The 26,473-nt window shown below is 57.4% G+C and carries 21 protein-coding genes; 18 read left to right on the forward strand and 3 right to left on the reverse strand.

Features of this window, described 5'->3' with window-relative positions; genetic code table 11:
* The first annotated feature begins 73 nt into the window (after positions 1-73).
* The 3 genes from IPI80_RS12825 to IPI80_RS12835 all read left to right on the forward strand — a co-directional run bounded on the left by IPI80_RS12825 (position 74) and on the right by IPI80_RS12835 (position 2,711).
* Positions 74-1,354: an NRAMP family divalent metal transporter gene (locus tag IPI80_RS12825; RefSeq protein ID WP_413860656.1), complete on the forward strand. Its 1,281-nt coding sequence runs from the start codon at positions 74-76 to the stop codon at positions 1,352-1,354.
* A gap of 15 nt (positions 1,355-1,369) precedes the next feature.
* Positions 1,370-1,837, forward strand: coding sequence for a hypothetical protein (locus IPI80_RS12830; protein ID WP_413860658.1), 468 nt, complete (start codon positions 1,370-1,372; stop codon positions 1,835-1,837).
* 91 nt (positions 1,838-1,928) lie between these two features.
* Complete coding sequence (locus IPI80_RS12835) at positions 1,929-2,711, forward strand: substrate-binding periplasmic protein (RefSeq protein ID WP_413860660.1); 783 nt, start codon at positions 1,929-1,931, stop codon at positions 2,709-2,711.
* A 97-nt stretch (positions 2,712-2,808) separates the two neighbouring features.
* Here the strand turns inward: IPI80_RS12835 and IPI80_RS12840 are convergent, their stop codons facing one another.
* A complete protein-coding gene (locus IPI80_RS12840) occupies positions 2,809-3,696 on the reverse strand; it encodes an adenylate/guanylate cyclase domain-containing protein (RefSeq protein WP_413860662.1) in 888 nt (295 codons plus the stop codon).
* A gap of 188 nt (positions 3,697-3,884) precedes the next feature.
* On the opposite strand from IPI80_RS12840, the gene IPI80_RS12845 reads away from it, so the two are divergent.
* On the forward strand, positions 3,885-5,735 hold the full coding sequence (locus IPI80_RS12845; protein WP_413860664.1) for a protein kinase domain-containing protein: 1,851 nt from the start codon (positions 3,885-3,887) through the stop codon (positions 5,733-5,735).
* A gap of 13 nt (positions 5,736-5,748) precedes the next feature.
* Here IPI80_RS12845 and IPI80_RS12850 read toward each other — a convergent pair whose 3' ends face one another.
* Positions 5,749-7,059 (reverse strand): ABC transporter permease, encoded by a 1,311-nt coding sequence (locus tag IPI80_RS12850; RefSeq protein WP_413860666.1) that lies wholly within the window; start codon positions 7,057-7,059, stop codon positions 5,749-5,751.
* A 42-nt stretch (positions 7,060-7,101) separates the two neighbouring features.
* Positions 7,102-8,046: an ATP-binding cassette domain-containing protein gene (locus tag IPI80_RS12855; RefSeq protein WP_413860668.1), complete on the reverse strand. Its 945-nt coding sequence runs from the start codon at positions 8,044-8,046 to the stop codon at positions 7,102-7,104.
* 147 nt (positions 8,047-8,193) lie between these two features.
* Between IPI80_RS12855 and IPI80_RS12860 the strand changes: the two genes are divergently transcribed.
* The 14 genes from IPI80_RS12860 (at position 8,194) to narH (ending at position 26,460) form a co-directional block, all read left to right on the forward strand.
* Positions 8,194-8,682 (forward strand): tripartite tricarboxylate transporter TctB family protein, encoded by a 489-nt coding sequence (locus IPI80_RS12860; RefSeq protein ID WP_413860670.1) that lies wholly within the window; start codon positions 8,194-8,196, stop codon positions 8,680-8,682.
* Positions 8,683-8,695: 13 nt separating this feature from the next.
* A complete protein-coding gene (locus IPI80_RS12865) occupies positions 8,696-10,207 on the forward strand; it encodes a tripartite tricarboxylate transporter permease (RefSeq protein WP_413860672.1) in 1,512 nt (503 codons plus the stop codon).
* A gap of 1 nt (position 10,208) precedes the next feature.
* Complete coding sequence (locus IPI80_RS12870; protein WP_413860674.1) at positions 10,209-11,486, forward strand: DUF3422 family protein; 1,278 nt, start codon at positions 10,209-10,211, stop codon at positions 11,484-11,486.
* A gap of 115 nt (positions 11,487-11,601) precedes the next feature.
* Positions 11,602-12,177 (forward strand): alkyl hydroperoxide reductase subunit C, encoded by a 576-nt coding sequence (ahpC, locus tag IPI80_RS12875; protein WP_413860676.1) that lies wholly within the window; start codon positions 11,602-11,604, stop codon positions 12,175-12,177.
* A gap of 167 nt (positions 12,178-12,344) precedes the next feature.
* Positions 12,345-13,901 (forward strand): alkyl hydroperoxide reductase subunit F, encoded by a 1,557-nt coding sequence (gene ahpF, locus IPI80_RS12880; RefSeq protein ID WP_413860678.1) that lies wholly within the window; start codon positions 12,345-12,347, stop codon positions 13,899-13,901.
* Positions 13,902-14,013: 112 nt separating this feature from the next.
* On the forward strand, positions 14,014-14,442 hold the full coding sequence (locus tag IPI80_RS12885; RefSeq protein ID WP_413860680.1) for a methyltransferase family protein: 429 nt from the start codon (positions 14,014-14,016) through the stop codon (positions 14,440-14,442).
* Between the two features lie 119 nt (positions 14,443-14,561).
* Positions 14,562-14,747, forward strand: a complete 186-nt coding sequence (locus IPI80_RS12890) for a hypothetical protein (protein WP_413860682.1) — start codon at positions 14,562-14,564, stop codon at positions 14,745-14,747.
* Positions 14,748-14,856: 109 nt separating this feature from the next.
* The gene (locus tag IPI80_RS12895) at positions 14,857-15,087 is read left to right on the forward strand and encodes a hexameric tyrosine-coordinated heme protein (RefSeq protein WP_413860684.1); all 231 of its coding nucleotides are present in this window, start codon (positions 14,857-14,859) and stop codon (positions 15,085-15,087) included.
* Positions 15,088-15,302: 215 nt separating this feature from the next.
* The gene (locus tag IPI80_RS12900; RefSeq protein ID WP_413860686.1) at positions 15,303-17,150 is read left to right on the forward strand and encodes a type IV pili methyl-accepting chemotaxis transducer N-terminal domain-containing protein; all 1,848 of its coding nucleotides are present in this window, start codon (positions 15,303-15,305) and stop codon (positions 17,148-17,150) included.
* A gap of 7 nt (positions 17,151-17,157) precedes the next feature.
* On the forward strand, positions 17,158-17,862 hold the full coding sequence (locus IPI80_RS12905) for a response regulator (RefSeq protein WP_413860688.1): 705 nt from the start codon (positions 17,158-17,160) through the stop codon (positions 17,860-17,862).
* Positions 17,863-18,051: 189 nt separating this feature from the next.
* On the forward strand, positions 18,052-19,320 hold the full coding sequence (locus IPI80_RS12910) for an MFS transporter (RefSeq protein ID WP_413860690.1): 1,269 nt from the start codon (positions 18,052-18,054) through the stop codon (positions 19,318-19,320).
* 27 nt (positions 19,321-19,347) lie between these two features.
* On the forward strand, positions 19,348-20,976 hold the full coding sequence (locus IPI80_RS12915) for an MFS transporter (protein ID WP_413860692.1): 1,629 nt from the start codon (positions 19,348-19,350) through the stop codon (positions 20,974-20,976).
* Positions 20,977-21,069: 93 nt separating this feature from the next.
* Entirely contained in the window at positions 21,070-24,876 is a 3,807-nt protein-coding gene (locus tag IPI80_RS12920; protein WP_413860694.1) for a nitrate reductase subunit alpha, read from the forward strand.
* Between the two features lie 51 nt (positions 24,877-24,927).
* Positions 24,928-26,460, forward strand: a complete 1,533-nt coding sequence (narH, locus tag IPI80_RS12925) for a nitrate reductase subunit beta (protein ID WP_413860696.1) — start codon at positions 24,928-24,930, stop codon at positions 26,458-26,460.
* Positions 26,461-26,473 lie beyond the last annotated feature (13 nt).

Consider the following 26,473-nt stretch of genomic DNA (forward strand, 5'->3'; position numbering starts at 1 on the left):
TGACAGTTCATGGTCCACATCGTTTTTATGACGCACGCCTAAACACCTGTTGTGGGCACAAGGGGAAAGTGCCATGGTGACCCAAACCGCAAAAGCATTTGTTCGTCGTCTGGGGCCGGGCCTGATCACCGGGGCAGCGGATGACGATCCTAGCGGCATCGCTACCTATTCACAGGCTGGCTCGCAATTTCGTTTCGCGCTGGTTTGGACCCTGCTGATTACCACACCGCTGATGATTGGCATCCAGATGCTGTCGGCCCGCATTGGCTGGGTGACGGGCGAGGGGCTGGCCACCAACATCAACAAGATGTGTCCGCGCTGGTTGACCACCACATTGATTACGCTGCTGGTGGTGGCGAACACCATCAACATTGCGGCAGATGTGGGTGCCATGGGCGAAGCTGCACGCCTGCTCATGGGCGGTCCGCTGCCGTTGTATGTTATCGGTTTTGGTGCGTTCTGCATTGCCATGCAGGTGTTTTTCTCATACGAGAGCACGGTGCGGATCCTCAAATGGCTCACGCTGGCTCTTTTTTCCTATGTGGCCGTTATCCTCACGGTGCAAGTTCCATGGCACCAGGCACTGACTGAGTCGCTGCAACCCTGGTTGTACTTTCCCAAAGACACCAGCCTGAAGGATTACTCCGCCATGGTGGTGGCCATGCTGGGCACCACCATCAGCCCCTACCTGTTTTTTTGGCAGGCCTCTCAGGAAGTGGAAGACAACAACCGCAGGCCTGAGGCGCAGGCATTGCGTTTGCACCCCGAGTACGCGGCAGAACACCTTTCGCGCATCAAGCAGGACACCTTTGTGGGGATGACGTTTTCCAACGTGATTGCCCTGTGCATTGTGTTGGCTACGGCCGTTACCCTCAATGCCAAGGGAATCACCAGCATCCAGACCGCGTCTCAGGCTGCCGAAGCGCTGCGGCCGGTGGCCGGAGAGTTTGCCTTTGCCATATTTGCCCTGGGCATCATTGGCACGGGTCTGCTTGCGGTGCCGGTGCTGGCGGGCTCGGCGGCGTATGCGGTCAGCGAGTTGTACGGCTGGAAGGCGGGCCTGTCGCATGGCTTTCACGAGGCCCGGGGCTTTTACCTCATCATCGTGGCGGCTACTGGTATCGGCACGGTTATGGGTTATCTGGAGGTGGACCCAATCAAGGCGCTGGTCTGGAGCGCCATTGTGAACGGCGTCATCTCGGTGCCCATCATGGCGGTGCTGATGTGGATTGGCCAGTCCGAGCGCCTGATGGGCCAATACACCATTACCCGACGGCACCGTTTTTTTGGCTGGGCCGCAACCGCTGTGATGGCCGTCGCTGTGGTGGTCATGCTGGGCACCAGTTTTGGATAGAAGAAGGAACGCACGATGAACAAGCAAACCCACGAATCCAATTCGCCCCCCGCAAGTGGCAAACCGGCAGGCTTGCAGCGCCTGTTGAATGGAGTGGTTCTGGTGCCGGCGGTGGTGATTCCTGTGGTCGCCGTCGCGGTGCTGGGCACACTGGGTTTTTTGGGGCTACGCATCGCACACAACGGCGGGCTCATGCCACGACCGACCCAACTGGACACCTATGCCTGCAAGGGCTTTGCCGCTCCTTTTCAAATGGCATTTCGCCACGGTATGGACGTGGTGCAACTGCGTGTTGGCAACAGCACACTCTATGGCGACATTCTGAACAACCGCATCACCTGGGAAGATCCGGCCAAGGCACAGGCCGCATTGGGCTTTGTTCCACCCAACGATATCGTGTTTGACGACACGCACCTGCTGCGCCTGCTGGATGCCAGCCAGAGACCTGCAACCGAACGGGTGTGCGAACGTCTTACACTGTGATAGCGTCAGCACTGTTCATGGGTAGGAGGTTTTCGTGCTTGGTTGCCTGTCTGTTCCTGCCTGTTGGTGCGTGTCAAGGGTGTTGCGCGAATTGCTCGCCGTAAGCTTGCTGGGTTTGGCGTGTCTGGGCTCGGCCAATGCCCAGTGTGTCAAGACCGTGCGCTGGTATGACGACGCACCCTATTCGTTCAAGTCGCCTGACGGCAAGGTTATTGGCTTGTATGCGGACATAGCCCGCATCGCGCTAAAGGGCATGAACTGTGACGTGCGTTTTGTGGAAATGCCCTGGGCCCGCGCGTTGCACGAATTGCAGCAAGGCAGGCTGGACATCCTGCCCGGTACGTTGCACAAACCGGATCGTGAAAAGTTTGCCTACTTCACTCTCCCAATAAACCGTTCACCCAATGTGCTGTTTGTCGCCAAAAGGGCGCTCGACAACTACAAACTGAAGGATCTGGCAGATATTGTGGGGACCGGTTTTCGACTGGGTGCGCAGATTGGCGTGGCCTATGGGCCTGGCTATGACGCCTTGGCAAAGACGCAGGTGTTTTCTGAGCAGATCACAACGGTGACGTCCCGGCGAGGTGCCTGGAAGATGATTGATCAGGGTCGGCTGGACGGGCTCATTGCAGATGAAGTTACCGCACTGGTGGAGCTGCAGCAAATGGGGCTGTCCAATCGCGTGGTCAAGACCGACATCGTTGTTTCAGTGGGACCTGCCATGTTTGCCTTGAGCCGGGCGTCGCTGTCGCAGGAGTTTTTGACGGAGTTCAATCGCAGCCTAAATGCCATGAAGGCCGACGGGCGCTACAAGAAAATCTTTGAAAGCTATGTCCCCTGTCTGGCGTCTGCCACCAACCCGGGATGTCGTTGAAGTACGCACCGTGCCGCAAACACTTATGTAAAATTGGCCTCTAGCCCTCGTCAATGCTACGTAGTGCACTATTCTTTTTATAGTAAACAGCTGATATTCAGCGCACCTCGAATCCCACCAACGGCGCCTTGTCAGCGTCCATCTTGCAACCCAGCGAGAGCTGACCGTAACCCACCAGAAAACATTCGGTGCGGCGCAGGGCCACGGCTTCGGTATGGTCTCCAAAATACACCCAGGTGCCAAAGCTGGACACATCAGACAACACGATTTGTCCACCCCGATTGCAAATGGTGGCGTGCACCCGCGAGACACGGGGGTCCAGCATGGGCAGTGTGGCCTCGGTGGTGCGACCAATGGTGATCGGAACGGGCGTTACGTCAAATACGTGTGTGCGTCCTTGGTGCGTCAGTGCCAGGGTCTGGCGCTTGGTCGGTGTGTACATGGATACGCCCATGGCGGTGGCTTCCAGGTCGTGCTCAGGTTGCCACTCTACCCGGTAGACGTGTGTGCTTTGTGTCTTGCCCCGCAGTTGAATGGGGCCCAGGCTGCGCAACATGGGGCGTTGTGCTGCCACCAGTTCGTTCCATACACTCTGGGTCACCAGAATCTGGTCGGCTCCGGCCAGATCAGACAGGCGGGCGGCGCTGTTGACGGCGTCGCCGAAACAGTCCCCGTCGATCTCGATCACCTCACCGCACTCCGCGCCGATCTGCATTTGAATCGGTCGATCACCGCCGATGGGGATGACGGGGTCGGTCTTGAAGCGCGTTTGCAGCATCACGCAGGAGGTAATGGCGCTGCCGGCATCCGGGAAAACGGCAAACACGCCATCGCCCAATAGCTTGACTACCCGGCCCTGGTGTTCCTCAAACACCTTGCCCAGCACGCCCGTCAGTTGCGCCATTAGTTGGGACGCGTTGGCATCGCCCAGTTTTTCAAACAGGCCTGTGCTTCCAACAATATCGGCAAATACAACCGTCAGCATTCAATGGCTTTCGCCGCACGGGTGGATGGGAAATGGGCCTGTGCGACTGGCCTGCCTGATCGTATCGGGTTCGACTGGGTGGTGCAATAGAGCACATTTTCTTGCATTTCGTCTACGTCCGCGCGTACAGTGTCGGCTAGCATGCCTCGTTAGGATTGTTTTCCTCGGCTGTTTCGGGGTAAATCATTGTGGAATTTAAAAAATTAGGGCGTTACGACATCGTACGGGTCCTGGGCAAGGGCGCAATGGGTGTTGTTTACGAAGCGCGCGACCCCAATCTGGATCGCCCAGTGGCCATCAAGACCATTCGCGTGCAAGGTTTGTCGGCCGACGCGGCCTCGGAGTATGAGGTGCGCTTTCGCACCGAGGCACGCTCAGCGGCCCGGCTGCACCACCCCAACATTGTCAGCGTCTTCGATTCTGGCCAGGACGGGGACGACGCCTACCTGGTGATGGAATACATTCAGGGCGAAGACCTTAAACACCACCTGGAGTGCGGTGCCCGGTTTTCGGTGCGCTCTTCCATTGTCATGGTGCATGACCTGTTGATGGCCCTTGACCATGCCCACCGCCAGAACGTCGTGCACCGCGATATCAAGCCGGCCAACATGCTCATCGAGGTCAGCGGCCGCGTCAAACTTGCCGACTTTGGCGTGGCACGCATCCAGGAGGCTGACGAGACCCATTTGACGCAGGTGGGCGGTGCGGTGGGCACACCCAAATACATGTCGCCGGAACAGGCAAAGGGCCTGCGCGGGGATTCCCGCTCAGACGTGTTTTCAGCCGGTGTGGTGCTGTATGAGTTGCTGACTGGCAGGTTGCCGTTCAATGGCGGGAACCAGTTCATCATCATCCACCAGATCGTCAACGACGATCCACCCCCGCCCAGCAGCCTCAACCCGGAAGTGCCGGTTGCCATGGATGCAGTCATAGCCCGCGGCTTGGCCAAGAACCCCGATGAGCGCTACGCCACGGCGCGTGAGTTTGCGCTGGCCCTGCGCGGTGTGGCGCAGCAAATGCCGCCGTCCAGCACGGTTCCCGTGGCGTCGGTCACGGCTGACATTGGCCGCTACCAGGCTGGTCCTATCGTCACGGCTGTCGCTGATGCGGCCTTACGCGACGGCTCCAGTACTGGCATATTTGGTCCTGAGGCTGATGCTGCGTTGATGTCCACCGTCAACCATGAGGCCGAACACACTGCCTGGAATGCCATCCAGAACGCAACTGAGCCAGCGGCCTTTGTGGATTTCCTCGCTCGCTTTCCCGCCGGCATTTACACCCGCCGCGCGCAGCGTGAACTGGACTTGTTGGTGGCCCGCAGCCAGCATGACATGGATTCCACAGTGGGGTCGTTTGCTGCGACTCTGCCTATGCATCGTGGGGTGGAAGCTACCCAGCAGCCGAAGGTGCCTGAAGTGAGTCTGGTGAGTCCGCCTGTGCCGCGCAGCGGCAGCAAGGCTTGGTGGGTGGTGGGCGTTCTGTCGGCTGTGACGGCGGTGACTGCCGTGTTGGTGCTGCGCCCTGCGCCGGCGCCACAATCGCCCACGCAGGTAGCCAGTGCGCCAGCGGAAGAGTTCATCGAGCCCACACCCACAGCCAAGCCGGCGTTGCAGCCACCCGCTGTGGTTGAGCAGCCGCAGGTGCACACCAGCCAGGCGCCGCTACCGGCCAAAATCGCATCCAGTCCACATACGCCAGTAGTCCAGGGCGCATCTGCCCCGCGACCCATGAAACCCAAGGCCGCTACCGCAGCTGTTGCACAGCAGGCGCCGCCGGCACCCATGCCTGCTCGTAGGGACGAGGTGACCGATACGCCGGCTGCACCACCAATCGGCCAAGTGCGCCCAGCCGGGCGTCGCGGGGCAGGACCGTCCCAGCCGGGGCAGGTGTGCGCGGACAAGATGTTCGTCCTCCGCATTCCCTGTGTGGCTGAGCAGTGCGCCACCGATCGCTATAAGAGTACGCCTGAATGCCTGGAGTTCCGTGAAATGGAGCGCGCTCGAGAGGAGCAGCGGGCAGGTCGGCGTCTGGGCCAGTAGGCCGTATGTCTGTTCAGTGGGCGTGGTCGCTGCGCTGACGGTTGAACTTCCACAGCGCCAGCGCTGCAAACAGTACGGCAAAACCCATTTGCACCAGTATGGGGTTCCAGGCTGCTTCCATGGGCTGGCCGCGCCAGGTCATGGCATCCAGGCCGTCCACGGCCCAACGCGTGGGAACAGCCAGAGTCACGCTTTGTAGCCACTGCGGAAAAATAAAGGCCGGCACCCAGGCGCCACCGAGCATGACCATGATCAGGGTTGCAAAAGTGGCCATGCCGCGCGCGGCTTCGGGCGTTTTGCCGAAGGCGGCAATCAAGAGACCAAAGGTAGCAGTTACCAGCGCAAAACAGATGCCCACTCCCAAAAAGCCTATCAGGCTGCCCGCGATTTCTACCTGGAAGAACAGGCCGGCAACGACAAAAATGAACAGCAATAAAACCAACGCAATCAGCGCACAAGACGTGGCACGCGCCGCGAGCACGGTGTTCAGACTGATGGGAGAGGCTAACAGACGGCTCCACAGACCCATGCGTTGCGCCATCAGGATACTGATACCCGCATCGACGCCCATAAACAGGATGAATTGCACCGCCATGCCGGCAAACGCATGGGCGTAAGCGTTGTATTTGGGCCCGGCGTTCATGGCTTGATCATGGGTAACAAACGGCATGGACAGGCCAGCGCCAGCCCCTTGCGCAGTCGTGTTGTTGGTAGGTCCTTCAACTTGTGCGGAATCAGCCTGGAACTTGCGAACACTCTTTAGAAACTCCTGAAGTTCGGCACTGCGTGGGTCGTTGGCGACTTTTTTATCCAAGCGTGCAATGCTGTCCTCAATGAGCTTGTGTCCACCGGCGCCGCTGAACATTTCTGCGCTAACGTTTTGCATGACGTGTTGGGTCAACATGCCCTTGACCATGGCGAGCACGGCGGACTGAGAGGGGTCGAAGTAAATGGCAATCTCCGGTTTGGCCTGCCCTCCAAACAAGGCCGCACCTGCCGCCTCGCCAAAACCGGCTGGTATGACGATGGCGGCGTTCAGTTTGCCCTTGAGTACCTTGTCTTGGGCTTCGGCCAGCGGCATTTCCAGCACCGTCAGAGCCGTATCGGCCTGCAGTCCCTGGACGATCTTGTGCGTGGTGTTGCTCGAGTCGAGGGCGACGACAGCGATTTCGATTTTGGCGTTATTGGAGGCCCCTGATCCGCCAAACAAATAGCCAAAGAAGGCGCCCAACACAATGGGCATCAAAAGGTTGAGCAAAAGCGCCCGGCGGTCGCCGAGGAACAGGAGCAGGTCTTTTCGGACCAGGGCGATCAGGGCAGTCATGGGGCAACCTCGTGTTGGGGTGCAAATTAGGGTGGGGTGGGTTCAAGCGTCGCGCAGCGCGCGGCCCGTCAACGTGAGAAAAATGGCTTCCAGGCTGGTGCGGGCCGTGGAGAATTGGTTGGCGCGGCAACCCTGTTGGGTGAGCCATTGCAATACGTCCTGGGCCAGTTCGGCGTTGTTCAGTCCAATCAACAGGTCTGGCCCTTCGGTGGCAACTTCCGTCACACCAGGCAACTGGCACAGCGATTGCAAAACCGCCTGCGGCACAGGTGCCTGGGGCGTGAGTCGCAGGGCTGCCTTGGCAGGCAGGCGCTGGTACAGCGCTGCAGGGGACTCGTCGGCAATCACCTTGCCGTGGTCGATGATGACGATGTGGTCGGCCAAGCGCTCCACCTCTTCCATGTAGTGGCTGGTGTAGATGAGCGCGCAGCCCTGTCGTTTAAGGGCTTCCAGACTGTCAAAGATGGCGTTGCGGCTTTGTGGGTCCACTCCGACCGTGGGTTCGTCCAGAATCAGCAGTCGAGGCGTGTGCAGCAAGGCGGCAGCAATATTGAGCCGCCGTTTCATTCCACCAGAGAACGTCGCTGGTTTGTCCGTCAAGCGGTCGCTGAGCTGCACCAGGTCCAGCACTTCGGTGCAGCGGCGCTTGAGCGTACTGCCGCCCAAGCCATACAGTGCACCAAAAATGTGCAAATTTTCACGGGCCGAGAGGTCGTCGTACAAAGCCAGGTCCTGTGGGACGAAGCCCATCATGCGCTTGGCCGCATGGTTGCTGGGTTCCACGCGCTGGCCACCCACCAGAACGTTGCCCTGGTCGGGGGCCAACAAGCCGCAGATTATGCTGACGGTGGTGGACTTGCCGGCCCCGTTGGGGCCAATCAGGCCCAGAGTCTGACCTTGTTCCAGTTGAAAGGATACTGCCTGAACGGCTTGACGACTGCCATACGACTTGTGCAGGTTGGTAACGCGGAGCAGTGTTTCGGACATGGCGGGTCAGCGCAGGCGCGAGAGGAGAAGGGAGTCACTGTAACGGGTGTTGGACTGACGCGCCAGCGGTGTATTTCTGCGGCCTCTTTGTGGCACACTGAGCCGCTCAATCCAACCGGTGCGTTGCCGGGTGACAGGAGGCGGTTAGTGAATATCAAAAGTCAAAAAGATTTTTTTTCCGGTCTCATGTTCATGGGCGTGGGGGTGGCATTTGCTTGGGGTTCCAGCGGCTACACCATCGGCAGCAGTGCCCGCATGGGGCCAGGCTATTTCCCGCTGGCGCTGGGTGTGCTGCTGGCCGTGTTGGGCGGCATCATCACCTTCAAGGCGCTGGTGGTGGAAACCGTGGACGGCGACAAGATTGGCGCTTTTGCCTGGCGGCCGCTGATCTTCATCATCCTGGCCAATCTGGTGTTTGGCGCCATGATTGGCGGCCTGCCCAGCATCGGTTTGCCGCCCATGGGGTTGATTGCCGGCATTTATGCGTTAACGTTGATTTCCTGCCTGGCCGGTGAGTCGTTCAACCTCAAAGAGGCGCTGGTTCTGGCCACCATTCTGGCGGCGCTGAGCTACGGTGCCTTTATCATGCTGCTGAAGTTGCAGTTTCCGGTCTGGCCAGCCTTCATTGGTGCCTGAATAGGCTCGCTCCATGGATTTATTCAACAACCTGGCGCTGGGTTTTGGCGTGGCGTTCACGCTGCAGAACCTGATGTACGCCTTCATTGGCTGCTTCCTGGGCACCGTGATTGGCGTGTTGCCCGGCATTGGCCCACTGGCCACCATTGCCATGCTTCTGCCGGCTACCTACTCACTGGCGCCGGTGGCGGCGCTCATCATGCTGGCGGGTATTTACTACGGTGCCCAGTATGGTGGCTCCACCACCGCCATTCTGGTCAATCTGCCGGGTGAATCGTCGTCCGTGGTGACGGTTATTGATGGCTACCAGATGGCCCGCAATGGCCGCGCCGGGCCGGCATTGGCGGCAGCCGGTCTGGGTTCATTTTTTGCAGGTTGCGTCGGCACCTTGATATTGGCGGCGTTTGCCACACCGTTGACCGAACTGGCCTTCAAGTTTGGCCCGGCAGAATATTTCTCGTTGATGGTTTTGGGTTTGATCGGCGCCGTCGTGCTGGCATCTGGCTCGCTACTCAAGGCTATTGCCATGATTGTGCTGGGCTTGTTGCTGGGCATGGTCGGCACGGACGTGAATTCTGGCGTTACGCGGTACAGCTTTGATATTCCCGAATTGACCGATGGCATCGGCTTTATCGTGATTGCCATGGGGGTGTTTGGCTATGGCGAGATCATCAGCAACTTGGGTAAGCACGATAGCGAGCGTGAGGTGTTCACCGCCAACGTGACTGGCCTGATGCCCACCAAAGAAGACTTCAAAAACATGATCCCCGCTGTTTTGCGTGGAACGGCACTGGGGTCCCTGCTGGGTATTTTGCCCGGTGGAGGCGCTGTGATGGCTGCCTTTGCGGCCTACACGCTGGAAAAAAAGACCAAACTGCGTCCCGGTGAGGTGCCATTTGGAAAGGGCAATATCCGCGGCGTGGCCGCCCCTGAATCGGCCAACAACGCGGGGGCACAAACTTCGTTCATCCCGCTGTTGACATTGGGTATTCCGCCCAATGCGGTGATGGCGTTGATGGTGGGAGCCATGACCATCCACAACATTCAGCCCGGCCCGCAAGTGATGACCAGCAACCCCGAGTTGTTCTGGGGACTGATCGCCTCCATGTGGATTGGCAACCTGATGTTGGTGGTGCTGAATCTGCCGCTGATTGGCATCTGGATCAAGCTGCTTAGCGTGCCCTACCGCTGGCTGTTTCCATCCATCGTGCTGTTTTGCGCAATTGGGGTGTACTCCACCAACAACACTACTTTTGACATCTGGATGGTGGGCATCTTCGGCTTCATTGGTTACCTGTTCATCAAGCTGGGCACCGAACCCGCACCGCTGCTGTTGGGCTTTATTCTCGGTCCGATGATGGAAGAGTATTTACGCCGAGCATTGCTGCTTTCGCGCGGCGACTGGAGTGTGTTCATCACCCGCCCGCTGTCGGCTGGCCTGCTGGCAGCTGCCGCACTGTTGCTGGTTGTGGTGTTGATGCCATCGATCAAGTCCAAGCGCGAAGAAGCATTTATTGAGGACTGACGTGCAAACACAGCATCCCCAGCGCGTCGCGCTCCACAACGAAATCCACGCGCGTCCACCCGAAGCCATGGAGGTGCCCCTGAGCCTCTCGCATGTGGTGATGGTGTGTGATGCGGCCCAACGGCAAGCCAGTTGGGCCCACATGGCGACTCTGGCGCGCGACCACCATCTGCCCCAGCCCGATGCCGGCTCTACCCACATGCGCCTGGATTTGGGCCCCTACCGCGTGCGCTGGGAACTGCATACCGAGTTTGTGACCTGGACGTTTATGCGCCGGCTGGGGACTGACCAGTTTGGCGAGCGTGAACCCGAGACGGCAATCGACGCCGTGCCCAAGACCTGGTTTTCCGCGTTGCCGGGTGAGTGCCTGGCCAATCTGCACCTGTGGGTATTGCCCAGCAAGGCCTTTGTGACTGGCTCTCTGATCAAGCACGTGCTGTATGAAGACACTTTGGTGGCCTCCACCGTGGCCGATGGCTTCTCAGAGGTGTACACCGATTTCGCCGTGCATGCCGATGGTTTTTCCCGCATGGTGTTACTGGCCGGTGGCATGGCGCCGCGCCGCCTGGGCCGCCTGGTTCAGAGCCTGCTGGAGATCGAGACCTACCGCATGGCAGCACTTTTGGGGCTGCCGGCGGCGCGCGAAGCATCCCTGGTGTTGGCGTCTGCCGAGCGTGAGCTGGCCGATCTGGCACATGCCATTCGTTCGGCCACGCGTGACCACGAACCCCTGTTGCTGGACCGCCTGACCCGCCTGGCCGGCGCGGTAGAGAGCCAGCATGCCGCTACGCACTCTCGCTTTTCTGCCAGCGCGGCTTACTTCGAGCTGCTGGACAAGCGCATTGCCGACATCGGCGAATCCCGCCTGGCCGGCATGCAGACCATCCGCGAATTCATGGACCGGCGCTTGAGCCCGGCGCGCAGCACCTGTGCCTGGTCAGCCCGCCGGCAAGATGCGCTGTCGCAGCGGGTCTCGCGTATCAGCAACCTGCTGCGCACGCGGGTGGAAATTGAGCAGCAGCAAAGCAGCCAGGCTCTGCTGGCCACTATGAACAGCCGCCAGGACATCCAGATCAAGATGCAGGCCACGGTGGAGGGCTTGTCGGTGGCAGCCATTACCTACTACATCGTCGGACTGGTGAGCTACCTGGCCAAGGGCGCCCAGCATTGGGGTTGGCCCTGGAGCCCGGAGATGACCGCCGCCGTGGCCATTCCTCTGGTGGCGGTGGGCGTCTGGTGGTCGCTTAGACGCATGCACCAGCGCGTATTCCACGGTTGAATCGCCAATAGGTTTTGCCAATATGATTGATTGGATCAATCAAACCCACTACTTCCATAGTGGGGCTAAACTTCATCCTGTTCACTTGTAGAACGTAACCAAGAGGAAAACAACCATGTCCCTGATCAATACCCAAGTCCAACCTTTTAAGACCACCGCTTTCGTCAACCGCAGTGGCAAGGGTGAATTCATCGATCTGACCGAGCAGTCCCTCAAGGGCAAGTGGTCCGTGCTGATTTTTATGCCTGCCGCATTCACTTTCAATTGCCCCACTGAAATTGAAGACGCGGCTGAGCACTATGCCGAGTTCCAAAAGGCCGGTGCAGAGGTCTACATTGTTACCACCGACACGCATTTCTCGCACAAGGTATGGCACGAAACCTCCGACGCCGTCGGCAAGGCCAAGTTCCCGCTGGTGGGCGACCCCACCCACACGCTGACCAACGCCTTTGGCGTGCACATTCCTGAAGAAGGCTTGGCACTGCGCGGCACCTTCATCATCAACCCGGACCTGGTGATCAAGACGCTGGAAATCCACTCCAACGAAATCGCCCGCGACGTGAAGGAAACCGTGCGCAAGCTGAAGGCCGCCCAGTACACCGCCGCCCACCCCGGCCAAGTGTGCCCTGCTAAGTGGCAAGAAGGCGCCAAGACCATTACTCCATCGCTGGACCTGGTTGGCAAAATCTAAGTAGCCAACAACCTTTGCCTGCGCCCCGCAAAGGGGCGCAACCCAGCCGGACTGCGTCAAGGTGCGTGTGCACCTTGCTGTCCGGCATTTTATTGAATAAATTGGCCTCTAGCCTTCGTAGAATATACGTAGACCGCTATTAAATATATAGCTAAAAGGAACTCACCATGCTCGACGATACCCTCAAAGCCCAACTCGCCGCCTATCTGGAGCGTGTGACTCTGCCGTTCGAGATGGTGGCCTCCCTGGATGACTCTGAAACCAGCCGCGACATGCGTTCGCTGCTGGAAACCATCCAGGGCCTGCGCGCCGACATGATTAGCGTGCGTTTTGACGGCGCCGATGCCCGCAAGCCGTCCTTCAGCTTGCAGCGTACCGGCACGGCCACCAGCCTGCGCTTTGCGGGCTTGCCCCTGGGCCATGAGTTCACCTCGCTGGTGCTGGCCTTGCTGTGGACCGGTGGCCACCCGCCCAAGGTGGAGCAAGACGTGATCGACCAGATCAAATCGCTGGATGGCGACTTCAACTTTGACGTCTACATGAGCTTGACTTGCCACAATTGCCCCGATGTGGTGCAGGCACTGGCGCTCATGGCCATTTTCAATCCCAAGGTCAAGACCACGGTGATTGAGGGCGGTGCCTTCCAACAAGAGGTGACCGAGCGTGACATCATGGCCGTTCCCATGGTGTTTCTCAATGGCCAAATGTTCAGTTCTGGCCACATGCTGGTGGAAGAAATTGTCGGCAAGCTCGACACCGGCGCTGCCGCCAAAGATGCTGCCAAGCTTTCCGCCAAAGACCCGTATGACGTGCTCATCATCGGTGGTGGTCCCGCAGGCGCCGCAGCGGCGATATACGCCGCCCGCAAAGGTATTCGCACTGGCGTAGCCGCCGAGCGCTTTGGTGGCCAGGTGAACGACACCATGGCCATTGAAAACTACCCCTCGGTACAAGAAACCGACGGCCCTAAATTTGCTGCCGCGCTGGAAGCGCAAACCCGCTCATACGGCGTAGACATCATGAACTTGCAAGTGGCGCAAAGCTTGGTGCCTGCAGCAGAGCCCGGTGGTTTGATCGAGGTGAAGCTGGCCAACGGTGGCTCACTCAAATCCAAGACCGTCATCTTGTCCACCGGCGCACGCTGGCGCAATGTCAACGTACCCGGCGAGCAGGAATACAAAAACAAGGGCGTGGCCTACTGTCCGCACTGCGACGGCCCGCTGTTCAAAGGCAAAGACGTGGCGGTGATTGGTGGCGGCAACTCAGGCATAGAGGCGGCTATCGACCTGGCCGGTGTGGTCAAGCACGTCACGGTCATAGAGTTTATGCCCGAACTCAAAGCCGACGCCGTGCTGGTGAAAAAACTGCACAGCCTGCCCAACGTGACGGTGCACACCAATGCGCAGACCATGGAAATTACCGGCCAGGACGGTAAGGTCAATGGCATGAAATACAAGGACCGCGCCACCGAGGCAGAGCACTTGGTCAAGCTCGAAGGCGTGTTCGTGCAAATCGGCCTGGTTCCCAACACCGAATGGCTCAAAGGTACGGTGGAACTAAGCAAGTTTGGCGAAATCATTGTGGATGCCAAAGGCCACACCAACGTGCCCGGAGTGTTTGCGGCGGGTGACTGCACGACAGTGCCTTTCAAGCAGATCGTGATTGCTGCGGGTGATGGGTCAAAGGCGGCACTGAGTGCGTTTGATCACCTGATCCGTCACTGAGCAATCGAGTGGTCCCGGCATGGTCTTGAGGCTATAGTGCAAGCAGCGAATCTGCTGTGTTGAGTTAGCCTTCAAACCCATGCTCTCACTAGACCACAAAATTCCACCTCCAGTGATCGCACTGATTTGTGCGGCATTGGCTTGGATTCTTGCGCACTTGACGCCAGGGTTGAGCTATCTTGTGCCCGCTCGCATCCCGATCATTGTGTTGCTTGTATTGATTGGCCTCGCGCTCGATATTTCTGGGCTAATGTCCTTCCGCAAAGCCAAGACTACATTCAATCCACTTGCACCGGGTCGATCGAAGTCCATCGTTCAAAACGGACCGTACCAATTTACCCGGAACCCCATGTACCTCGGCATGTTTTTTAATCTGTTGGGACTTTGCGTATATTTTGAAAATCCATTGACCCTGGTTGCGGTCGTCGTTTTTGTTGCGTACATCACGCGCTTCCAGATCATCCCGGAAGAACGAATCCTCTTGGCGAAATTTGGTGACTCTTACGCGCAGTACACACGATCTGTCAGGCGCTGGCTCTGATGGCAGCCAGTACGATCATTACCGTCCTCTCCAATCTTGCGGCAAGTGGCGAACCTAGCATGGTCGTTTCCGAGCCCTTGCTAGACCTTCGCGTTTAAATTGCATCTTTGCAATCGGCCGTGGATAACCTCAAAGAGGAAATGCAGTCTGCCGCGGAGCTCATCAAGCTTTTGGCCGGGCAAAACACCGTACTGGTCCAACGCGTCGAGGTCAATCGTCTTCGCCTGGTCCGCCAAGCTATCGCCGGAACAGTGGTTGGCATAGCGTTGCTGACAGGCATCCTCTGTTTGCTCTTCAAACCGTGACCCCTGAGTCCTTCACGTCAAACGCTAATCGCAGTAAGGTCCAAATTCAACAATAGGCGCCGATAGGATCAATGTCGTTATCCTCAATGCCTGTTAACAGGAGATAGATATGGCTGATACTTGGCTCCCATCATTGATCACTACCACACCCCAGGAAGGTTTTGAACTGGCAATCACGCTGAGTCGGCGCGGTGTGAAATACACCCAACCCGACATGGAAACGCTGAAGAAGCTGCGTGCAGATTACGCAGAGTCCGCCGATGGACTGACGGCTGCATCACAGGTCATTGCAGTCAACTTTCAGACGGTTGCGGCCGCAAACAATTACTGGCGCCCCTGACAGAAACCGAATGCAAGCCGCAGCAACGTTGAAAGCGCTGCAGTTGTAACTTTGGTAGGTGGCCCGCCTGTATAGGGACTAGACTCATGTGTTCGGGTGTGACTGTGCATCACAAGCCGATTGCATGACACAAAATGAAGCAAGGTTCCACTCTCGCCAGCAAACTTATTCGAATTGGAGCCAGTCTTCTGGCGGTCGCGCTGGCGTCGATTAGCTTGACGCTTTGGGTAACTTGGCAGCTTGAAGGCGGTGCCGCTGCGGTGAATGAGGCGGGCCGCATGCGCATGCAAACTTGGCGTTTGGTCAGCACGGTGCAGACCGAACACCAGCCCGGCGACGTGCTAAGTTTGGTGAATCAATTTGACCAGAGCTTGGCCTTGTTGCGATCGGGTGATGCGGCCCGCCCCCTGTTCGTTCCATGGGATGAGTCCGTAAGCCGTCAGTTTACGCGAGTGGAGTCCATTTGGCTCCATCAACGCGGGCAATGGCTCAATGGTGAGCACATTCCGCCATCGGACGCCATCGCAGCAACCAGCGAGTTTGTCCATGCCATAGACGGGTTCGTTCTTGCGATTGAACATCAGCTATCGCGATTGACGGCCATTCTCAATTTGTCTCAGTTTGTCATGATGGTCCTAGCCATCGGCGGTGCCGTATTGGTTTTGTACACGGGATATCAATATGTCATCAACCCGTTGGCCAATCTGCACCAGGGTTTGCACAAAGTGGAAGAAGGTGATTTCACCAGCCGGGTCGAAGTTGATACGCAGGATGAATTTGGAAAGGTTGCGACCGGCTTCAACTTGATGGCTTCGCGGTTGCAGTCTCTCTACGAGGGCCTTGAAGCACAGGTTGTTGCCAAGACGCAGCATATTGAATCGCAGCGTGCGCGCATTGAGGCGCTGTATGAATTGAGCGCCTTTTTGGCCGGCGTCAACAAAGTAGAAGACCTTTCCAAAGGTTTTGCGCAGCGTGTGCGGGCCGTCATGAAGGCGGACGCGGTCGCAGTGCGCTGGTTGGATGAGGCCAACCAACGGTATCTCATTCTTGCTTCCGATTGTTTCCCGCAAAGCCTGCTCGAAGCTGAACGAAGCGTTTTGGTCGGCGCCTGCGCGTGTGGCAACCTGGCGTTGAATGCGCGTACCCGCGTTATCCCCATCGCAGTTGATAGCGTCGAACCTGCGCGGCTGTGTTCTCGCGCAGGGTTTCAATCACTGGTGAGTGTCCCCATCCGCTTGCAGCAGCGGTTGATTGGTGAGATAGATTTGCTGTATCGCAACCCGGTAGAACTTAACCATGATGAAATGGAGTTGCTGGACACCATGGCCAGCCATCTGGCCAGTGCCATGGAAGGTTTTCGTGCCGCAGCGCTGGAGCGCGAGGCCGCAGTTGGCGAAGAGCGCGCGTTGCTGGCGCGGGAGTTGCACGATTCGATTGCCCAGTCGCTTGCTTTTCTAAAAATCCAGGTGCAATTGGCGCGGGTTGCCACGCAAAGGGAGCAAGCGACCCAGCTGCAAACGGCCTTGAATGAATTGGATGAGGGCCTGCGCGAAAGCATCAACGACGTGCGTGAACTATTGGTGCACTTTCGAACCCGCACCAACACGGATGATGTGGAAAGTGCGCTCCAGGAAACATTGCAGAAATTCAGGCATCAAACTGGTTTGCAAGCACTGTTGCAGGTTCAGGGTGAGGGGTTGCCATTGCCGGCAGACGTTCAAATCCAGGTTTTGCATGTGGTGCAAGAAGCGTTGTCCAACGTTCGCAAACACGCCGTGGCCTCACAAGTCAGCCTTGAAGTCTCCAAAGGGTCAAACTGGCATTTTGTCGTGCGTGACAACGGTGCCGGTTTTGATATCGTTCAGAGTAAGGGCGAGGGCCATGTCGGACTCAAGATCATGAAAGAGCGGGCGCAGCAAATTGGAGCGACCGTTGAGGTATCGTCGTCACCAGGGCAAGGAACATCCGTAACGCTGTTTCTGCCCGAGCACCCAGTTAGCGGAGTTGTTGTGTCTGCAGACCCTGAACGCACTGTATTGTCTGAACCCGTCGCAAGAATTTAGTACCCCTATGAAACCTATCCAATTGTTGGTGGTTGATGACCACACACTGTTTCGCCGCGGCTTGATTGCTTTGCTTTTACAAGATGGACGGTTTGAAGTAGTTGCACAGGCAGCCGATATTGGGCAAGCGTTACGTTGTGTGGAACTCGGTGTGCCGGACCTGATTTTGCTGGACAACCATTTGCCAGGTGTTCGCGGCGTTGATGGCATAGGTGCTTTGAGGGCCGCCTTTCCGGGCGCATCGGTCCTGATGCTCACGGTCAGTGAAAATGAAGATGATCTGGCCGCAGCCCTGCAGGCGGGTGCGGATGGGTATTTGTTAAAGACTGTTGAAACAGAGCAATTGTGCGAATCCATTGTGAAAGTGTTGGCCGGCGAGTCTGTTGTCAGCCCCGAGATGATGACCAAGTTTGTCAGCGTATTCCGCGGCAAACAGACACACGCCGGCGCTGTGGTAGCGGAGAGTTCAAGTCCTGCACTGAGCCAGGTTCCCGTGGTGGCCTCTGGCTCCGCAAATCTCGATTTGCTGTCGGCGCGTGAAAGGGAAATTCTTGCTTTGATCGCTCAGGGTAGCAGTAACAAAGCGATTGCACGCAAACTCGATATTGCTGAAACCACAGTAAAAATTCATGTCCAGCACATTTTTCGCAAGCTTCAATTGAGCTCCCGCGTTCAGGCTGCCGTCTTCGCGGCTGGGTTTGGCCTTGCCTGATGCAGTTATTGTTCGTCGGAATCAGCCAAAAGGAGTAGTTCTTTGGAACTATGGACTCCTTAATGAGGCGTTTCTACTGAATGGGATCGACGTAGTAGTCCTTTTGATTGATTTGGTGTCTCCCTTTGATGGATGGTCAACGTGTCAAGAAGCCTTGACACTCTGGCCATAACCCATTGGAGAGGAATCATGGCCGCTGAATTGAGCAATTCCAAGAAAGCATGGTCGGTACTGATCGTCAGCACGCTGGCGTTTACCGTTTGCTTCATGGTGTGGATGATGTTTGCCGTCATTGGCATACCATTGAAGAAAACATTGGGCTTGAACGCCACCGAGTTCGGCCTGCTGACCTCAATGCCGGTGCTCTCAGGCTCGCTGGTGCGGGTGCCGTTGGGCATCTGGACCGACAAGTATGGCGGTCGCATTGTGATGGCAGCGCTGCTGGCCATTACCGTGCCAGCCATTTGGTTGATGTCCTATGCCACAGCCTACTGGCACTTTCTGGCCATCGGCTTGGTGTTGGGCTTGGCCGGTGGGTCTTTTTCGGTGGGTACACCCTATGTAGCCCGATGGTTTCCCAAGAACCGCCAAGGTATGGCCATGGGCGTATTTGGCGCGGGGAACTCGGGTGCGGCGTTCAATAAGTTTGTAGCCCCCGTGTTACTGGTGGCCTTTGGCTGGACCATGGTTCCCAAGGTCTATGCCGCCATCATGCTGGGCACGCTCATTCTGTTCTGGTTTGGCAGTGCCAGTGACCCCAGCCATCTGGTGCCGTCCAACGTCAAGTTCACCGATCAGCTCAAGGCGCTCAAAGACCCGCGCGTGCTCAAGTACTGCCAGTACTACAGCATTGTGTTTGGAGGCTATGTGGCGTTGTCGCTGTGGATGGTGCAGTACTACGTGGGTGAGTACGGTCTGGACATTCGTATTGCCGCGTTGTTGGCGGCTTGTTTCTCTTTGCCCGGCGGCGTGTTGCGCGCCATCGGTGGCATCATGTCGGACAAGTTTGGAGCCCACAGCGTGACCTGGTGGGTGATGTGGGTGAGCTGGATTTGCTTGTTCCTGCTGTCGTATCCGCAGACCGATTTCACCGTGGTGACCGTCAACGGACCCACCACGTTCCATCTGGGCTTGAATGTCTACATGTTCACCGCATTGATGTTCACTCTGGGCATGGCCATGGCGTTTGGCAAGGCCAGCGTCTTCAAATACATAAGCGATGACTACCCAGGCAACATCGGTGCCATCAGTGGCATTGTGGGGTTAGCCGGCGGCATGGGTGGTTTTATCCTGCCAATCCTGTTTGGCATTTTGATGGACGTGACCGGTATTCGCTCCAGCGCTTTCATGCTGTTGTATGGCGTGGTCTGGGTGTCACTTATCTGGATGTACTGGACCGAAGTGCGTCGGGCTGAAGTGATGGGCAGTAACGCCAAAGCCTTTTCCTTGCAAAGCTAAGTTCTCAAATCGACAGGAATTCATACTATGACTACATCCACCTCACACGGCTCGGATATTGCTGACTGGCGTCCTGAGGATGAGCAGTTCTGGGAATCAACCGGCAAAAAAATTGCTTACCGTAATCTCTGGATTTCTATACCTGCCTTGCTCTGCGGCTTTGCCGTGTGGGGCATGTGGGGTGTCATAACGGTGCAGATGTTGAACCTGGGGTTTCCATTTACCCAGGCTGAGTTGTTTACCCTAACCGCCATCGCAGGTATTGCTGGGGCCACCATGCGCATCCCGGCCTCGTTTCTGATTCGACTGGCGGGTGGGCGCAACACCATTTTTCTCACCACCGCCATGCTGCTGGCCCCCGCTTTGGGTACCGGGATCGTGCTGCAGCACAAAGAGTGGCCCTTGTGGGCATTCCAATTGATGGCACTGTGGTCTGGCGTGGGTGGTGGTAACTTCGCCAGCTCGATGTCCAACATCAGCAGCTTTTTCCCCAAGCGTTTGCAAGGCACGGGCTTGGGGCTAAATGCCGGCTTGGGAAATTTTGGTGTAACCGCCATGCAGATCGTCATCCCCCTGGTTATGACCGTGGGGTTATTGGGCTCATGGGGCGGCGCACCCGAGGTGCTGTTGCATGAGTCGGGCTGGATCTTTGGCAAGATTGCCCCAGGCACGCAGACCTGGATCCAGAACGCAGGTTTTGCCTGGGTTCTGTCGCTGGTGCCGCTGGCCGCACTGTGCTGGTTTGGCATGAACAACCTCAAGACCGTGTCTCCTGCCACAGGCAATCCGCTTACGGCTTTTGCCAAGATTACCTACCTGTACACGCTGGCGTTCGTGCCCTCGATCTTCATGCTGTACCTGTACCTGCCAGCGCCAACCGGGCTGGGGCTGCTCAATATGTGGGTGGCCATTCCGCTGGACATTGGATTGGCGCTGCTAGTCATGAAAATGGCGGCTTTTGGCACCATGAAAGAGGGCGTTACCAAGCAGTTTGAGATCTTCCGCAACAAGCACACGTGGTCGTTGACGATTCTGTACATCGTCACTTTTGGCTCTTTCATCGGATTTTCGATGGCCTTGCCACTGTCTATGAAGGTGATCTTCGGTATTAGCCACGTGGCAGACGCCAATGGTGTCATGCAACACACGCTCAACAACCCCAATGGGCCAGCAGTTTTGGCCTTCGCCTGGATTGGCCCGTTCGTGGGTGCGTTGTTTCGTCCAGTAGGTGGATGGGTTTCTGACAAGGTTGGCGGTTCTATCGTCACACAGTGGGTGTGCGGCGTCATGGCTGTGGCGGGTGTAGCTGTAGGTTATGTCATGCAGCTGGCCTACCATTCCGCCATGCCGGAGCAATACTTCTTCGCGTTTCTGGCACTTTTTGTTGTGTTGTTTGCTGCTAGCGGAATTGGCAACGGCTCCACCTTCCGCACCATTGGCGTCATCTTTGATCGTCAGCAAGCTGGCCCCGTACTGGGCTGGACATCGGCGGTGGCCGCCTATGGTGCATTTATTGCCCCGGTGGTGATTGGTGCGCAAATCAAAGTCGGAACCCCAGAAATGGCCATGTATGGGTTTGCGGTATTCTATGCACTGTGCTTGGTGCTGAACTGGTGGTTCTACCTGCGCGCAGATGCTGAAATCAAGAATCCATGATTCACACCCCCTTCTATTTTTATAGCAACCCAGGCAACAAATACCTGGGATTTCGCTCGATTTGTCATTGAATTGTTCCTCTGAGGAGTTCGCATGAGCCATTTTTTAGACCGCCTAAGCCACTTTTCGGCACCCCGCGAAGGTTTTTCCGATGGTCATGGTGTTACCACCGGCGAAGACCGTACGTGGGAGGATGCCTACCGCGACCGTTGGGCCCACGACAAGATAGTGCGCTCCACCCACGGCGTGAACTGCACCGGTTCTTGCTCGTGGAAGATTTACGTTAAAGGTGGCATCGTCACTTGGGAAACCCAGCAGACCGACTACCCGCGCACCCGCGATGATCTGCCCAACCACGAGCCGCGTGGCTGCGCACGCGGCGCCAGCTACAGCTGGTATCTTTACAGCGCCAACCGCGTCAAGTACCCCATGGTACGTGGCCGTTTACTGGAACATTGGCGCGCAGCGCTGGCCGTTGCCAAGAGTCCGGTGGATGCCTGGGCGGCAGTCGTTGAAAACCAAAGTGCCCGCAGCGAATGGCAGAAGCAGCGTGGCTTGGGCGGCTTTGTACGCAGCACCTGGGACGAAGTCAACCAGCTGATTGCCAGTGCCAACGTCTACACCGCCAAGAAATACGGCCCCGACCGAATCGTTGGGTTTTCGCCCATTCCCGCCATGTCCATGGTCAGCTATGCAGCCGGTAGCCGCTACCTGTCGCTCATCGGCGGTGTGCCACTGAGCTTCTACGACTGGTATTGCGATTTGCCTCCGAGCAGCCCGCAGGTGTGGGGCGAGCAGACCGACGTGCCCGAGTCGGCCGACTGGTACAACTCTAATTTCATCATCGCCTGGGGCTCCAACGTGCCCCAGACCCGCACGCCAGATGCCCACTTCTTTACCGAGGTGCGCTACAAAGGTGCCAAGACGGTTGCCATCACGCCCGATTACTCTGAAGTTGCCAAGCTCGCCGACCTGTGGATGCACCCCAAGCAGGGGACGGACGCTGCAGTTGCCATGGCCATGGGCCACGTCATCCTCAAAGAATTTTACTTTGACAAGCGCAGCGCTTACTTTGACGACTATGTCCGCCGCTACACCGACATGCCCAACCTGGTGCAGCTCGACGAGCGCACATTGCCAGACGGCCGCAAGGTCATGGTGCCCGGCCATTACGTTCGTGCCAGCGACTTCAATGGCCACCTCGACCAGACCAACAACCCTGAGTGGAAAACCGTCGCTATCGACGAAAACGACAAGATCGTTCTGCCCAATGGCTCGATCGGTTTCCGCTGGGGTGCGGAAGGCCGTGCAGACATGGGCAAGTGGAATCTGGAAAACAAGGAAGCACGTGACAACGGCGACGTCAAGCTCAAGCTGAGCATGATGGAAGCGTCTGTCAACGGCGGCGCAGCGGACTATGAAATCGGCGAAGTGGGCTTCCCTTACTTCGGTGGTATCAATACCCCCAATTTCACCGCCAACGAACAAGGTGCAGGTAATGATGGCGTGCTGGTGCGCAAGGTCCCCGTGCGCCGCATCAAGCTCGGTACGGACGGGCAAGGGCGCGAGGTGTTGATTGCCACCGTGTTTGACTTGACGGTTGCTAACTATGGTGTAGCCCGTGGCATCCCTGGCGAAAACGCTGCCACCAGTTTTGATGACAACACGCCTTATACCCCCGCGTGGCAAGAGAAAATAACAGGTGTCAAGCGTGACCAGGTGATCGCAGTGGCGCGCCAGTTTGCCGACAACGCTGACAAGACGCGTGGCAAGTCCATGGTCATCATTGGTGCTGCCATGAACCACTGGTACCACTCGGACATGAACTACCGCGGCATCATCAATATGCTGATGATGTGCGGCTGTATCGGCCAAAGCGGTGGCGGCTGGGCCCACTATGTCGGGCAAGAAAAATTGCGTCCCCAAACCGGTTGGACGGCACTCGCGTTTGCGCTGGACTGGGTGCGCCCACCCCGGCAGATGAACGGCACCAGTTTCTTCTACGCCCACACCGACCAATGGCGTTACGAGAAGTTGGGCGTCGAAGAAATCCTCTCACCGCTGGCCGATAAGGCCAAGTTTGGTGGCAGCCTGATTGACTACAACGTGCGTGCCGAACGCATGGGCTGGTTGCCCAGCGCCCCCCAGTTGCAATCCAACCCCATGCAAGTGGTGAAGGATGCGACCGCTGCGGGTATGGACACCAAAGACTATGTGGTCAAGTCGCTCAAAGACGGCAGCTTGAAGATGAGTTGCGAAGACCCTGACCACTCCGCCAACTGGCCGCGCAACATGCTGGTGTGGCGCTCCAACCTGCTGGGCTCCAGCGGCAAGGGCCATGAGTACTTCTTGAAGCACCTCTTGGGCACCACCAACGGCGTTCAAGGTAAAGACCTGGGTGCGGAAGAAGCGAAGCCGACCGAAGTGCAATGGCATGACAAGGCGCCTGAGGGAAAGCTGGACCTGCTGGTCACGCTGGACTTCCGCATGAGCACGACCTGCCTGTACTCCGACATCGTGTTGCCGACCGCCACCTGGTACGAGAAGAACGATCTCAACACCAGTGACATGCACCCCTTCATCCACCCACTGTCCACGGCAGTGGACCCTGCGTGGCAATCGCGCTCGGACTGGGAGATCTACAAAGGTTTTGCCGAAGCATTCAGTAAAGTGTGCGTCGGTCACCTGGGTGTCGAAAAAGAGGTGGTGCTGACCCCGTTGATGCACGACACACCGTCTGAACTGGCGCAAGCGTTTGACGTGAAAGAGTGGAAGAAAGGTGAGTGTGACCTGATCCCCGGCAAGACAGCGCCCACCATTGCAGTGATCGAACGCGATTACCCCAATACCTTTGCCCGCTTTACCGCACTGGGTCCGCTGATGGAAAAAGCTGGCAACGGTGGCAAAGGAATTGGCTGGGATACCAAAACTGAAGTCAAACAGCTGCAGAGCCTGAACGGCAAAGTCCACACCGAAGGCGTGACTCAAGGCATGGCCAAAATCGTCACCGATATTGATGCAGCCGAAGTGATTTTGCAATTGGCCCCAGAGACCAATGGCCATGTGGCTGTCAAAGCTTGGGACGCGCTGTCCAAGATCACGGGGCGTGATCACACGCATTTGGCGATTCACCGCGAAGACGAGAAAATTCGGTTCCGCGACATTCAGGCCCAGCCGCGCAAGATCATCAGCTCGCCGACCTGGAGTGGCATCGAGAGTGAAACCGTGTCGTACAACGCCGGCTACACCAACGTGCATGAATTGATCCCATGGCGCACCCTCACTGGGCGTCAGCACTTCTACCTGGATCATCCGTGGATGACAGCTTTTGGCGAAGGCTTCACCAGCTACCGCCCACCGGTGGACTTGAAGACTGTGGAAGGTATCAAGGACCGCAAGCCCAATGGCAACAAGGAAGTGTCTTTGAACTTCATCACGCCACACCAGAAGTGGGGAATTCACTCGACCTACACCGACAACCTGATCATGCTCACCCTGAGCCGTGGCGGCCCGTGCGTATGGATGAGTGAAGACGACGCCAAAGAGGCCGGCATTGTGGACAACGACTGGATCGAGTTGTTCAACTCCAACGGCGCCATAGCGGCCCGTGCGGTGGTGAGCCAGCGCGTGAAGCCCGGCATGGTGATGATGTACCACGCCCAAGAGAAGATTATCAACACCCCCGGTGCCGAAATCACTGGAACCCGTGGTGGTATTCACAACTCGGTGACCCGCATTGTGACCAAGCCCACGCACATGATTGGCGGCTACGCCCAGTTCAGCTACGGCTTCAACTACTACGGCACCGTGGGCACCAACCGCGACGAGTTTGTGGTGGTGCGCAAGATGCGCAAGATTGACTGGCTCGATGGTGAAGCCGCACCCACCATTCAAAGCTGAGACTTTGCGGGACAGACCGTCAGCTCTGTCCTCAACTGATTGGAGAAATTTATGAAAATTCGCGCTCAAATCGCCATGGTGCTGAACCTGGACAAGTGCATTGGATGCCACACCTGTTCCGTCACCTGTAAAAACGTTTGGACAAGTCGTCCCGGCATGGAATACGCCTGGTTCAACAACGTCGAAACCAAACCCGGGATTGGCTACCCCAAGGACTGGGAAAACCAGGACAAGTGGAATGGTGGCTGGGTTCGCAAGGCCAACGGCTCGATCGAGCCCAAGCAAGGCGGCAAATGGAAGTTGCTCATGCGCATCTTCTCCAATCCGAATATGCCGGCTATTGACGACTACTACGAGCCGTTTACCTACGACTACGACCACCTTCAGTCGGCCAAGGAGTCGAAGGCACCTCCGACAGCCCGTCCGCGCAGCCTGATCACCGGCAAGCGTATGGAGAAAATTGAATGGGGCCCGAATTGGGAAGAAATTTTGGGTGGCGAATTCGCCAAGCGCAGCAAGGATGCGAATCTGAAAGGTTTTGACCAGGTTCAGAAAGACATGATGGGTCAGTTTGAAAACACCTTCATGATGTACCTGCCGCGCCTGTGCGAGCATTGCCTGAATCCCGCCTGCGTGGCGTCCTGTCCTTCGGGCTCGATCTACAAACGTGAAGACGACGGCATTGTGCTGATCGACCAGGATAAATGCCGTGGCTGGCGCATGTGCGTCTCGGGTTGCCCTTACAAGAAGATTTACTTCAACTGGAAATCGGGCAAGGCCGAAAAGTGCATTTTCTGCTACCCGCGTATCGAAGCAGGTCAACCCACTGTTTGCTCCGAAACCTGTGTGGGCCGTATCCGCTACCTAGGCGTGGTCTTGTATGACGCAGACCGCATCCAGGAAGCCGCCAGCGTGGAAAATGAGAAAGACCTGTACCAGGCCCAACTCGATATTTTCTTGAATCCTCACGACCCTGAGGTGATCAAGCAAGCCCGCATCGACGGCATCCCCGATGCTTGGATGGCCGGTGCCCGTAACAGCCCGGTCTACAAGATGGCCGTGGAGTGGAAAGTCGCCTTGCCCCTGCACCCAGAGTACCGCACGCTGCCCATGGTTTGGTATGTGCCACCTTTGTCACCTATCAACTCGGCAGCGAATGCCGGCCACATCGGCGCCAATGGCGAAATCCCTGATATTTCGCAGTTGCGCATTCCGGTCCAGTACCTGGCCAATTTGCTCACTGCCGGTGATACCGGACCCGTGGTGAATGCACTAGAGCGCATGCTGGCAATGCGCGCCTATCAGCGCAGCAAGCATGTGGATAACGTACAGAATCTGGCCGTGCTGGAGCAAACCGGGCTGACAGTCGCCGAGGTGGAAGAGATGTACCAGATCATGGCCATCGCCAACTACGAAGACCGCTTTGTTATTCCAACATCGCACCGTGAGTACGCTGAAAACGCCTTTGATCTGCGCGGCGGTTGTGGTTTCTCGTTCGGCAATGGTTGCTCTGACGGAGCCTCTGAGACCAGCCTGTTTGGTGGCAGCAAGGCGCGCACCATTCCGATCAAGTCTATGGTCTGAAAAAGGGGAATGC

The organism is Candidatus Aalborgicola defluviihabitans, from assembly GCF_016705985.1.
Taxonomy (GTDB): domain Bacteria; phylum Pseudomonadota; class Gammaproteobacteria; order Burkholderiales; family Burkholderiaceae_C; genus Allorhodoferax; species Allorhodoferax defluviihabitans.

What these genes read in the sequence shown, in the direction of transcription:
- IPI80_RS12825 (WP_413860656.1), top strand. Translation starts at nt 74, where the DNA reads ATGGTGACCCAAACCGCAAAAGCATTTGTTCGTCGTCTGGGGCCGGGC.
- IPI80_RS12830 (WP_413860658.1), top strand. Translation starts at nt 1,370, where the DNA reads ATGAACAAGCAAACCCACGAATCCAATTCGCCCCCCGCAAGTGGCAAA.
- IPI80_RS12840 (WP_413860662.1), bottom strand. Translation starts at nt 3,696, where the DNA reads ATGCTGACGGTTGTATTTGCCGATATTGTTGGAAGCACAGGCCTGTTT.
- IPI80_RS12850 (WP_413860666.1), bottom strand. Translation starts at nt 7,059, where the DNA reads ATGACTGCCCTGATCGCCCTGGTCCGAAAAGACCTGCTCCTGTTCCTC.
- IPI80_RS12855 (WP_413860668.1), bottom strand. Translation starts at nt 8,046, where the DNA reads ATGTCCGAAACACTGCTCCGCGTTACCAACCTGCACAAGTCGTATGGC.
- IPI80_RS12865 (WP_413860672.1), top strand. Translation starts at nt 8,696, where the DNA reads ATGGATTTATTCAACAACCTGGCGCTGGGTTTTGGCGTGGCGTTCACG.
- ahpC (WP_413860676.1), top strand. Translation starts at nt 11,602, where the DNA reads ATGTCCCTGATCAATACCCAAGTCCAACCTTTTAAGACCACCGCTTTC.
- ahpF (WP_413860678.1), top strand. Translation starts at nt 12,345, where the DNA reads ATGCTCGACGATACCCTCAAAGCCCAACTCGCCGCCTATCTGGAGCGT.
- IPI80_RS12895 (WP_413860684.1), top strand. Translation starts at nt 14,857, where the DNA reads ATGGCTGATACTTGGCTCCCATCATTGATCACTACCACACCCCAGGAA.
- IPI80_RS12905 (WP_413860688.1), top strand. Translation starts at nt 17,158, where the DNA reads ATGAAACCTATCCAATTGTTGGTGGTTGATGACCACACACTGTTTCGC.
- IPI80_RS12910 (WP_413860690.1), top strand. Translation starts at nt 18,052, where the DNA reads ATGGCCGCTGAATTGAGCAATTCCAAGAAAGCATGGTCGGTACTGATC.
- IPI80_RS12915 (WP_413860692.1), top strand. Translation starts at nt 19,348, where the DNA reads ATGACTACATCCACCTCACACGGCTCGGATATTGCTGACTGGCGTCCT.
- IPI80_RS12920 (WP_413860694.1), top strand. Translation starts at nt 21,070, where the DNA reads ATGAGCCATTTTTTAGACCGCCTAAGCCACTTTTCGGCACCCCGCGAA.
- narH (WP_413860696.1), top strand. Translation starts at nt 24,928, where the DNA reads ATGAAAATTCGCGCTCAAATCGCCATGGTGCTGAACCTGGACAAGTGC.